This window comes from Microcoleus sp. F4-D5 (genome assembly GCF_036704885.1).
Taxonomy (GTDB): Bacteria; Cyanobacteriota; Cyanobacteriia; order Cyanobacteriales; family Microcoleaceae; genus Microcoleus.
Genome location: NZ_JAUBSX010000209.1, coordinates 1 through 1,102, shown reverse-complemented (window position 1 = coordinate 1,102; position 1,102 = coordinate 1). Strand labels below are relative to the sequence as shown.

The window sequence follows — 1,102 nt, the reverse complement described above, 5'->3', positions numbered from 1 at the left end:
CAATGGTATAAAAGCCTGTTTTCAGATGTCAGGAGTTTTGAGGCTTTTAAGTACCTTCATATAGGGTGTGTTTCTGATCTAAAACGTAAGACACTGCCTGCGATAGCTAAAATCGTTGGATTAGATAATCATCAAGGATTACACCATTTTTTAACATCATCACCGTGGTCAGTAGAGGAGTTAAGGATTCGGCGATTAGAGTTAATTTTCCATCTTATTAAAAAATCGACCATTCATTTTAATAATAGATGAAACAGGAGACAAGAAAAAAGGTAATAATACAGATTATGTTAAACGTCAGTATATAGGAAACTTAGGGAAAACAGATAATGGGATTGTAGTAGTGACAGCATACGGTGTTTTTGGCGGGATGACATTTCCGTTATTGTTTGAAGTGTATAAGCCCCGTGAAAGATTACAGCCAGAAGATAAATATCGTACTAAGCCAGAAATAGCAGCCCTGTTGATAAAAAAGCTATCATCAATGGGTTTTAACTTCAACTTAGTCCTGGCAGATAGCTTATATGGAGAGAGTAGTACGAATTTCATATCCGTATTAGATGAACTGAAGAAAAAATATATAGTTGCAATTCGCTCAAATCATTATGTGGAGATACTTCCACGGCAACATATTCAACATTCAAAGTGGCATAAATTTCAAAGAGTATTTTCTGACCTTAGCCAAGAAAAGCGCTTTATTAGAGAAATCATTCCTGGAAAACGTGGAGAACTCAGGTATTGGCAGATTACCACAGATAGTGAGAATTTACCTGAGAACTCTACTTGGTATGTGATGAGTAGATATCCCGGTCTTACGCCAAGAGACGTAGGTAACTTTTATGGATTAAGAACTTGGGTTGAGTATGGTTTGAAGCAAAGTAAGAATGAATTAGGTTGGGCGGATTATCGTCTGACTCACTACCCGGATATTGAGCGGTGGTGGGAAATGGTTTGTAGTGCTTACTTGATGGTTAGCCTGCATTCTCAACAAATGTTGCCGGCTACCTCACAATCCCAATTAAAATCCAAGTTGGCTTCACACCCCTGGTGGGATGATGGAAAAGGCTGGAATAATATTCTTAACAATCTTCGCTTAATTATT

Annotated in this window: 1 pseudogene; it reads left to right on the top strand. The window is 37.7% G+C overall.

Features of this window, described 5'->3' with window-relative positions:
• Positions 1-1,102: pseudogene (locus tag QUA80_RS33645) on the top strand (IS701 family transposase); the annotation flags it as partial.